General features: G+C 68.7%; 10 protein-coding genes. 5 read left to right on the top strand and 5 right to left on the bottom strand.

Annotated elements, in window-relative coordinates; translation table 11 throughout:
- Window positions 1-69 precede the first annotated feature (69 nt).
- A complete protein-coding gene (locus ACIBI6_RS41110; RefSeq protein WP_396960583.1) occupies window positions 70-1332 on the top strand; it encodes a helix-turn-helix domain-containing protein in 1263 nt (420 codons plus the stop codon).
- Between the two features lie 10 nt (window positions 1333-1342).
- On the opposite strand, the gene ACIBI6_RS41105 is transcribed toward ACIBI6_RS41110, so the two are convergent.
- The 4 genes from ACIBI6_RS41105 to ACIBI6_RS41090 are packed head-to-tail and all read right to left on the bottom strand — an operon-like array spanning window position 1343 to window position 4243.
- A complete protein-coding gene (locus ACIBI6_RS41105) occupies window positions 1343-1960 on the bottom strand; it encodes a DUF305 domain-containing protein (RefSeq protein WP_396960581.1) in 618 nt (205 codons plus the stop codon).
- Window positions 1957-2091, bottom strand: a complete 135-nt coding sequence (locus ACIBI6_RS41100; RefSeq protein ID WP_396960579.1) for a hypothetical protein — start codon at window positions 2089-2091, stop codon at window positions 1957-1959. The genes ACIBI6_RS41105 and ACIBI6_RS41100 overlap by 4 nt, the downstream gene beginning before the upstream one ends.
- Complete coding sequence (locus ACIBI6_RS41095; protein ID WP_396960577.1) at window positions 2088-3638, bottom strand: LVIVD repeat-containing protein; 1551 nt, start codon at window positions 3636-3638, stop codon at window positions 2088-2090. The genes ACIBI6_RS41100 and ACIBI6_RS41095 overlap by 4 nt, the downstream gene beginning before the upstream one ends.
- Entirely contained in the window at window positions 3635-4243 is a 609-nt protein-coding gene (locus tag ACIBI6_RS41090; RefSeq protein ID WP_364347261.1) for a TetR/AcrR family transcriptional regulator, read from the bottom strand. The genes ACIBI6_RS41095 and ACIBI6_RS41090 overlap by 4 nt, the downstream gene beginning before the upstream one ends.
- A gap of 127 nt (window positions 4244-4370) precedes the next feature.
- On the opposite strand from ACIBI6_RS41090, the gene ACIBI6_RS41085 reads away from it, so the two are divergent.
- Both ACIBI6_RS41085 and ACIBI6_RS41080 read left to right on the top strand, forming a co-directional pair.
- A complete protein-coding gene (locus ACIBI6_RS41085) occupies window positions 4371-5486 on the top strand; it encodes a hypothetical protein (protein ID WP_396960575.1) in 1116 nt (371 codons plus the stop codon).
- The gene (locus tag ACIBI6_RS41080) at window positions 5486-6511 is read left to right on the top strand and encodes a phosphotransferase family protein (RefSeq protein ID WP_396960573.1); all 1026 of its coding nucleotides are present in this window, start codon (window positions 5486-5488) and stop codon (window positions 6509-6511) included. Before ACIBI6_RS41085 ends, ACIBI6_RS41080 begins: the two co-directional genes overlap by 1 nt.
- Window positions 6512-6519: 8 nt before the next feature.
- Here the strand turns inward: ACIBI6_RS41080 and ACIBI6_RS41075 are convergent, their stop codons facing one another.
- Window positions 6520-7638: an NADH:flavin oxidoreductase gene (locus tag ACIBI6_RS41075; RefSeq protein WP_364347267.1), complete on the bottom strand. Its 1119-nt coding sequence runs from the start codon at window positions 7636-7638 to the stop codon at window positions 6520-6522.
- A gap of 88 nt (window positions 7639-7726) precedes the next feature.
- Here ACIBI6_RS41075 and ACIBI6_RS41070 point away from each other — a divergent pair, with 88 nt between their 5' ends.
- Both ACIBI6_RS41070 and ACIBI6_RS41065 read left to right on the top strand, forming a co-directional pair.
- Window positions 7727-8335 (top strand): TetR/AcrR family transcriptional regulator, encoded by a 609-nt coding sequence (locus ACIBI6_RS41070; protein WP_396960570.1) that lies wholly within the window; start codon window positions 7727-7729, stop codon window positions 8333-8335.
- Complete coding sequence (locus tag ACIBI6_RS41065) at window positions 8332-9345, top strand: TIGR03617 family F420-dependent LLM class oxidoreductase (protein WP_364347271.1); 1014 nt, start codon at window positions 8332-8334, stop codon at window positions 9343-9345. The genes ACIBI6_RS41070 and ACIBI6_RS41065 overlap by 4 nt, the downstream gene beginning before the upstream one ends.
- The last annotated feature ends 170 nt before the right edge of the window (window positions 9346-9515 follow it).

Raw genomic sequence — 9515 nt, 5'->3', positions numbered from 1 at the left:
CCCGGGGACGCCGTCTCATGTCAGTCCTCGAAGGACAAGCGACGAAAGCGTTCCCCGGAGGTCCCGGCCATGAAAGAAGGTAGTGCTATCAGCGAGGTCGGCTCGGCGCTGCGTGTCGCACGAACGGCTGCGGGGATCAGCCTGCAAGGCATGGCCGCGCGCACGAACTATTCCAAGCCGTACCTGGGCCAGCTCGAGACCGGCGCCCGCGCGGTGCGTGCCGAGCACGTAGCCGCCTACGAGTCGGCGCTGGGTATGCCGCTGGCTCACCTGCGCGTCCGGCTGACCGTCGAATCGGTCAGCGAGCTCGACGATCTGCCCAGCCAACTGTCGTCGCTGCTGTTGCCGCCCGTCGCGCACACGCGCGCTCGGCACCCCACCTTCGCTGTGACCGAGTTGGCGGCCGCCGAGCAGCTCGCGGCCTGGGCGCGTAGCAGGCAATGGGGCGACGGGCAGACGCCGCGCCGCGCCGTCACGGCATGGCTGGCCGCGAATCTGTCTCGATTGCAGCAGCTTTCGGACTCGAACAGGTATGGACGCGCCCTGCGGGTCGGCGCGGAGCTGGCCGATATCGCCGCCGCCATGAGCTGGGACGTGGAGGACATCACCGCCGCGCGCCGGTACTCGGTCGTCGCCGCGCGGCTGGCCCACGCCGCGGGGGACTCGCTGCTGACCGCGGCGATCCTCACCGAGTCGACCTGGCAGCTCCTCGACAGCGGTAGGCCGGCGGAGGGACTGGAGATAGCTCAGCTCGCCCAATATCTGGCGCGTCGGACGGCGACGCCGCTGCTGCGGGTCGCCCTCGCCGAGTTGGAGGCGTACGCGCACGGCATTCTCGGCGAGCAGGCCGCGTTCCAGCGCGCGATCGTCGTAGCCGCGGAATGCCGTTGCGAAGCCGCCGAGACCGCGGCCGGTGATCGCGCCGCCGACCGCAGCCTCACCGCGGCCACGATCGGGATGCTCCTCGGACCACGCCGGGACTGGCCGGGGCCGGGGCAGCAGTGGCGGCTACTCGGCAAAAGTTACCGTCAGCTCATCGCCACCCGACCCGACCTGGCACGGATCGCCTTCGGCGATGTTCACCCTCCGGTGGCACAGGAATTCGTGACACCGGCGATGGCCGCGATCTCCTCCGCCCGCCTGCAGTTGATGCTCGGCGAGCCCGAACACGCGGCCGAGCAGGTCGGTCCGGTGTTGTCGCTGGACGGCCGCCCCACCGGCCGCACGGTCGCCCGGCTGTCGGACTTCTGGCACGAGTCGGTCGAATTCGCCACGGTCCCGGCAGTCGGCGAGGTGCGCACCACTATCCGCGAGCTGGTCGCGCCCGCCTGAGTTCACGTACTCAGCCGGCCGCTGTCGCGCCGTGCTGGGTGATCAGCAGGCCGATGATCCCGGACTCCTGGCTCTGCGTGCTGATCATGTCGCGGGCCGCCTGTTCGACCGGGCCGCCGGTCGCCAACTGGTCGAACGTCTGGGCCATGGCGACTCCGCCCTGGTGGTGGCGATACATCAGGCGTAGAAACAGCGTTTCGGCCTCGGCGCCGTGTGCCCGAGTGAGGGCGTCGAGGTCGGCGCGGGTAGCCATGCCGGGCATGGTCGCCGGCGCGGCGCTGTGGTGACCGGAGGGCATCCACGACATCGGGTGCGGGTTGGTCGGGGTCGCCCCGGCCAACCGGAGCCAGCCGAGCATCATGCCGATCTCCAGGCGCTGGGCATCGGCGATCTGGTCGGCCAGCCGCCGTACGGTGGGGTCGATATCGGGGGCGAGGCGCTCGACCAGGATCAGCGCCTGCTGATGGTGGCCGGTCATGTCTTGTACGAAGCCGATCTCGGTGGACGTCAATATTGGTGCGGCAGTGGCGGTCTCGGGGACCACAAGCGGGCGTACGGCCGCGCCGAGCACCAGCAGGAGCAGGATCGACGCGGCGCCCGCAGCGCCGAGCAGCACTCCTCGGCTCATGCCCGCGCCTCGCTGACGCTCGGCTCCGCCATGCGCACGGCGCGCTGGCACATGATTCGCGCCCACCCGTCGCCCGGCCAGCGCCCCTCATCGAATCGCTCCGCGATGCTGTACTCAACTAGTTCGCTCATGAGCCAACCGTCGAGTGCTGGTCGGCGGGTGGGGTGTACACCTCGGGGGACAACTCCAAGGTGAGCAGCCCGTTGTCGGCACAGGCGGCCCAGAGCTGATTGCCGCGCCACTCGGGAGCGGAGAAGCACCAGTCGGTGGAGAGGTCGCCGAAGGTCACGTCGCCGGTGCGCGAGCTCTGTGCCTGCTCGGGATCGAAGGCGCCCGACTCGACGGCCTGCATCACCGAGGGCGCGCTGAGCAGCGGAACTCCGATGATCGAGGCGAGCGCGTGCGGGGAGTTCCACAGCTCGCTGTTCTGACCGGTACGCGCGGGCGGGTTGTAGTAGGCGATCTCGCGCACATGGAACGGGTCGCGCACGTCGAACACCCGGATGCCGGAGGAGATCCAGCCACATGCGAGCGCGGTGGGGTTCACCGGGCGGTCGGCGGAGCAGTAGTGGGCGTCGTAGGCGAACAGTGAGCCGCCCATGCTGGATGCCATCGCAATGTCGCGGTGCTGTGGCAGGTTGATCTCCAGCTTGATCGTGTTCACCACGCGCGGATGTGTGTCGTCGGAGATATCGATGAGTTTGACGCCGCCGGATCCGGCCTCGTCGGCGCTGAACAGGTAGGGCACCCCGTGATAGGTGACGGGGACGTTCTGCTGGGTCGCCCAGCCGTCGGTCCAGGTCAGCTGGGCAAGGATCGGCACTTGCGGATCGGGATCGCGCCGCTGCACCGCGGAGGTGTCCAAAATGGTCAGCCCGCCCATGTTGTTGGCGAGATACAGGCGGTTGCCGTCGGCGCGCAGGCCCATACCGTGCATGGACTGGCCAGGCATGCCCTGCCAGATCACGCGGGGGTCGGACGGATCGGTCAGGTCGATGGCGCTGACGATCCCAGGGATGACGCCCGAGGCCCAATAGGTGCGGCCATCGGGAGAGAATCCGCCTTCGTGTGCCGTGATCGGGACCGGCAGGGTCAGATCGGTGCCGGGGCCCGGGTTCAGCAGGCGCGGGTGCGCGCAGTCGGAGATGTCGTAGACCGAGATCAGCCCGGCCCCGGTGAATGCGGGAACTCCCGTGCCCACCAGCAACTTTCGCGCGGTGTTGACCTTGAGGCTTTCCCAGGTTCCCGCCAGCATGGCCGGTTCGGTGAGCGTGGCGGTGAGCACCGGGTTCGCTGGATCGGCGACGTCGACCACCTGCACGCCCTGCGCCGGACCGAGCAGATTGCCGGGGAAGAAGCTGCCCAGATAGACGCAGTGCTCGAATTGAGTCGAGGTGATCCCGGCGCCGCGGCCCGCGTAGCCGCCGATGCGGCTGATGTTGCACCGGTAACCATGTGTGCTGCTGTGGCTGTCGCGTTCGCCGGCGGGTACGTCGCCTTGCAGGCCGGGTTCGGGTAGCGCGTCGCCCGCGCAGGTGGCGCGGGCGACGGCGGTCTCGGCGATGTCGCGGTTTTCCAGCACGACCCCCGCGGAGTCGGGCTGTGCGATGCCGCTGGCGGCGGGCACCAGCAGCACGGCCACCGCCACGGCGAGCAGACGGCGATAGCAAGTTCTCATGTCGTACTTTCGTGGTGGACGGCCAGGGTGACCAGTGCCGCGGCGGTCTGGCGGCAGAATTGTTCGCCGTCCTCGTCGCCGCGGGTGAGGGCGCGCAGCAGCGTTGCGCCGCGCAGGAATTCGAAGATCAGGTCGGGATCGCAGCCGGGGGAGACCTGACCGGAGTCGATCGCCGCGTCGATGGTGGCGCGCAGCGCGACCCGGGCGAGGCCCTCGCCGCGTTCGCGCAGCCTGCGGTAACTCTGCTCGTCGTCGTGGTAGGCCGAGAGCAGGCCGGGGATGCCCGACCGGGCCGCGGGATGGGTGGCGGCGGCGAAGAACAGGCGGGTCCACGCGAGCAGATCCGCGCCGATATCGCCCGTCGGCTGCGGGACGATGCCGGTGTCGAGGGCGAAGATCGCGTCCTCGACGAGGTGGATCTTGTTCGGCCACCGACGGTAGATCGAGGTGGCGACGACACCGGCCCGCCGCGCGACCCCCTGGATGGTGGTGGCCTGAAAACCTTGCTCCACCAGCAGTTCCTGGGTGGCGCGTAGCACCTGATCATCCAGTTGCGGGTCCCGAGGGCGGCCCGGTCCCGGTCGGGCCTCGTGGCGTTCACTCACCGATAACTCCTCCTTCGACGTCGGCCGAGCGTAGCCGAGATCGGGATCTTTTCAAAAACGCTTCATAGTGTATTCAAATTAGCTAACTTGAAACGTGTTCTACCCCCCACTCTCGAAGGAAACGCCCATGCTGACGCCCCAGGACGAACTGCTCTGCCATCAATTGCCGACGACGTTCGACCATGTCGTCCAGAGCGATTTGCGCTGGACAGAGCGGATCGTGCTCTACGGCTTCGACACCACCGGCCGGGTGAGCGTGATGACCGGCATGGCCCGCTACCCCAACCGCAATGTGATGGACGCCTACGCGATGGTCACTGTCGACGGCAAGGCGCACGTGGCTCGCCTGTCGCGGGAGATCGGCGGCAACTACGACGACCTGGGCGCCTGGCAGGTCGGCGCCTACCGCTACGAGATCACCGAGCCGCTGCGCGGGGTACGGGCCACCCTGGGTGACAACGACCACGGTGTCCGTCTCGAACTGAACTTCACCGGACAGTTCCCCGCCTACGAGCAGGAACCCGCCTTCTTCCGCACCCACGGCCGGGTCCGCGAGGATGCGCGGCGCTACTACCAGAACGGCGAGATCTCCGGCTGGCTCGAGGTCGACGGCGAACGCATCGACATCGATCCGAGCACCTGGTGGTTCGGTCGCGACCACTCGTGGGGTACCAGGCACGGCGGCGGTGGTGGCAGCCTCTCCGAGGGCGGCGGCCTGCAGCCCTCGGAGATCCCCGAGGGCGTCCTGTACTTCATGGGCATCTTCCAGTTCGACGACGAGCTGGTGCATTTCGCGCAGCGCGAGACCGCCGACGGGCAGCGCTGGCATTTCGAGGGCTCCATCCAGCAGCCCATCGAGGCGGCGGCGCCGACCGTGCCGATCGTCAGCGTCACCCACGACCTCGAGTTCCGTGACGACTTCCGGATCGTGTCCGCGGGCGCCTTCACCGCGAACGCCGCCGACGGCACCACCCGTTCGTTCACCGTCACCCCGATCTCGGACTTCTGGCCCGGGCTGGCAGGCTACGACATGTATCGCGGCTACGCCTCCGGCGTCTGGAAAGGCCCGTTCTACAGTGACGGATTCACCGTCGATCTGGACGACACCGACGAACTGCGGCAGGTCAGCATGCTCACCGAGACCTTCTGCAAGGTCGAGAGCAATGACGGCAAGGCCGGCTACGGCCTGGTGGAGATGGTGTTCATGGGCCGCAACGCCCGCTACGGGTACGAGGGATACTGATGACCGCACGTCCCACGGCAGACGACCTGCCGTTCGCTGTGGCACCGGTGCTGCGCACCCAGTTTCCCGGCGCCGATTCGGCCGAGGTGCGGAATTGGACGGCCAGTCCGCGCGGCTTGGCCACCGAAACCTTCCTGTTCGATCTCGCCGCCGACGACGCCACGGTATCGCTTGTCCTGCGCAGGCCCCCGGAGGTGGCGCTGTTTCCCGACTACGACCTGCTGCGGCAGGTGCTGGTCATGCGACGGCTCGCCGATACCCCCATCTCCGTTCCCGCCGTCCGCTGGCTCGACCGTGAGGAAACCGCGCTCGGCAGTCCGTATTTCGTGATGGACCGCATCGAGGGCAGCGCGCCCGGCGATCTGCCGTCCTATCACTGCGCCGGGCTGTACTTCGACGCCGAGCCGGAAGAGCGGGCCCGGATGTGGTGGGGGTGTGTCGACACTATCGCCGAGATCCATCAACTCGACTGGCGTGCGCTGAATCTGGACTTCCTGGCGTTCCCCCAGTTCGGCGCAGCCCCGCTCGAACAGGTCATCGGCTACATCGAGTCCGCGCTGGCGTGGGCGTCGGACACCCAGCCGCCCGCCCTGCGCCGCGCGACCGAATGGTTGCGGGCCAACCTCTACGAGCCCGAGCACGTCACCCTCTGCTGGGGCGACGCCCGAATGTCGAACATCCTCTACGACAGCGAATTCCGGGTCACCGGTGTCCTCGACTGGGAGATCGCCTACATCGGCGACCATGAGGCCGACCTCGCCTGGATGCTGTTCCTGGATTGGGCGTGCTCGGAATACCAGGACACCGAACGACTTCCGGGAACACCCACCCGGGAGGAAACGATCGCTCGCTACGAGCAACGTAGCGGGATGACGGTGCGCAACCTGCGCTACAACGAGATACTGGCGGCCGTCCTGCTCAGTATCCCGCTGCTGCGGATGGCGCACCGGCTACAGCTACCGCCGGAGATCGATGTGACCGCGTTCTGCGCCGCACGGATCGAGCAGCTGCTCCGCGACCCGTAGGCCGTGGATCAGAACAGCACGCCCGCGTGCCGCTCACGGTCGAACGCGGGGAGCGGGCCGCCGGAGCGGAGGGTATTGGCCAGGGCCGGGTCGGCCAGATGGAGGCGACCGATCGCGACCAGATCGAACTCCTCGTCCGACAACCGCCGGTACACCTCGTCGAGCGATGCGGGTTCAGGAATGCCGTTCTCGCGCAACGACTTACTCAGACCGATGCTGCCGACGGCCATGCTCGGCGCCCCGGTCAGCTTCTTGGCCCAACCGGCCAGGGTCAGGTCGCTGCCGTCGAAGGCGGGCTGGTCGAAACGGTGGGTGCTGGCGTCGAGAACGTCGACGCCCGCCTCGACCAGGGCGGTGAGGATCACGGCCAGCTCGTCCGGGGTGCGGGCGATGCGGGCGGTGTAGTCCTGCTGCTTGTGCTGGGAGAACCGGTAGAAGATCGGGAGGTCGGGGCCGATCGCGCGGCGGACCGCGCGCACCACTTCGACCGGAAAGTTCGTCCGTCGGCGCAGGTCGCCGCCCCAGTGGTCGGTGCGCTGGTTGGTGGCGTCCCAGAGGAACGCGTCGAGGAGGTAGCCGTGGCCCGCGTGCAGGGCGATGCCGTCGAAGCCGACGTCGACGGCATTGCGCGCCGAGCGTACGTAGGCGGCGATGACGTCCTCGATGTCGCGCTCGGTCATCGCGGCGGTCGGGGTAGTAGCCCAGGTCAGGTACCGCTGCGGGTATCCGGTGCGGCCGACCTGGCCCCACAGCCCGGACGGGCGCAGCGGGGTCGGTGTCGGGTCCACCGCACTCATCGCACCCCACAGCGGGCCGACGTGCCAGAGCTGCGGCACGATCCGGCCGCCCGCCTCGTGCACACTGTCGACCACGTGGCGCCATCCGGCCAGCGCCGATTCACCGTGCAGCCGAGGCACTTTCACACAGTCGACCGCCGTCGGGTGATCGATCCCGATGCCCTCGGTGATGACCAGCCCGGTGCCGCCGTCGGCTCGCCTGCGGTAGTAGGCGGCGACGTCGGCGCCGGGTACTCCGGCCGGCGAGTGCCGCCGGGTCATGGGGGACATGACGATGCGGTTGGGCAGCGTCAGCGATCTGACGCGCAGCGGCGAGAACAGGGGGTCCACGGCGACACCCTGCCAGTGTCGGGGCTTTCGGGCAATCGGCCGGGCCCACCCGAACAGCGATAATAACGTTACAGGTTACTATGTAATTATGACCTCGGAGACCTCGGAGACCTCGCCGCGTCCCGGTCGGCCGCGTGATGCCGACAAAGACCTCGCCGTGCTCATCGCGGCACGGCAGTTGCTGGCCGAAGTGGGGTACCCGCAGACCACGATCGTGGCGATCGCCAAGCGTGCCGGCGTGAACTCGCCTGCGATCTATCGGCGCTGGCCGACTCGGCAGGCGCTGCTGGAGGAGGCCATTCACGGTCCGGGCGGGCACGCGCCGCCCGAGCCGACCGGGAACCTGCGGGCCGACCTGGCGACCTGGGTGCGGATCTTCCTCGCTCGCGCGGACAGTCCCGCCGCGCGAGCCGGAGTGCCGGGCCTGCTGGCCGATTCGCAGACGGAGGAGGCGCGGCGGCGGCTGCTGGCGATCGGGGCCCCGGTGCGCAAGGCGTTCGCCGAGCTGCTCGGCGGCGCGGTCGACGACGGCCGGATCGCGCCCGGCGCCGATGCCGAACTCGTCTTCGAGATACTCGCGGGGACAACGACATTCCACGCGCTCTCGCGTGGCAGCGAGGAGGCCGAGCTGTTCGTGTCGAGGATGGCCGACGCGCTGTACGCGCTGGTGGCCGCGGGTAGGACGGCGGAACAATGAAGATCGATCTCCAGCTGAACGGTCGTCCCGACGAAGCCGTCTCGCGGGCAAACGAATTGATCGCGTGCGGCGCCGACGGCCTGTTCACCTTCGAAGGGCCCCACGATGTCTTCCTGCCGCTGACCCTGGCGGCGACCGGTGCCGAACCCGTCGACCTGATGACCAACGTCGCCATCGCTCTCCCGCGCAGCCCCGTGCACCTGGCGCATGCGGCCTACGATCTGCATCTGCTCAGCCGCGGCCGGTTCCGGCTGGGCCTGGGTTCGCAGACCCGCGCGCACATCGACAAGCGGTACGGCGGCCAGTGGTCGCAGCCGGCAGCACGGATGCGGGAAGCGGTGCTGGCGGTCAAGGCCATCCTCGGCTGCTGGCAGCACGGCACGCCGTTGCGCTTCGAGGGCGAATTCACCCGGCACACCCTGATGCCGCCAACCTTCGACCCAGGCCCCAATCCCTATGGCGTGCCGGAGATCTGCCTCGGCGCGCTCGGCCCGATCATGACCAGAACCGCGGCCGAGGTGGCCGACGGGCTGCTGGTCATGCCGTTCAACAGTGTCCGGCATTTCGCCGAGCGCACCCAGCCTGCCATCGCCGAGGGCCTGGCGCGCGCCGGTCGCGATGCCGCGGAGCTGGCGATCTATCCGCAGGTGATCGTCGCGATGGGCCGGACTGCCGGCGAACTCGAGGCCGCCGCCGCCGGCGTCCGCCGGCTGCTCGCCTTCTACGGATCGACACCCGCCTACCGCCCGGTCCTCGATGTCGAGGGCTGGGGTGAGCTCCAGCCCGAACTGAACACGCTGTCCAAGCGCGGCCAGGTCACCGCGATGACCGAACTGATCGATCACCGGATGCTGGAGACACTCGCCGTCTACGGCACGCCCGAAGAATGCGCCGCCGGGATCATGGCGCGCTTCGGTGCCGTCGCCGACCGGATCTGTTGCTATTTCCCGGGTTACGCCGTCGCCGACGCACACATCAGGGATCTGGTCGCGCAATTGCAGGCCGCATGAGCGAGCGCAGCGAGCGAACATCAACACAGCCGACAAGGTCGGTCATGCCGGAGCCGAGCGTCAGCGAGGCGCAGGCATGAGACACCTTCTGTCAACCTCAGGCGGCGGTGAGGGCTGCTTGGGCGCGTTGGCGGTTGCTGAGGTGGGTGTTTTCGTCGTAACGCAGGCCG

This window comes from Nocardia sp. NPDC050412, from assembly GCF_044458825.1.
Taxonomy (GTDB): domain Bacteria; phylum Actinomycetota; class Actinomycetes; order Mycobacteriales; family Mycobacteriaceae; genus Nocardia.
Note: the sequence above shows the minus strand (reverse complement) of the source record. Positions and strands in the feature narration are given on the sequence as shown.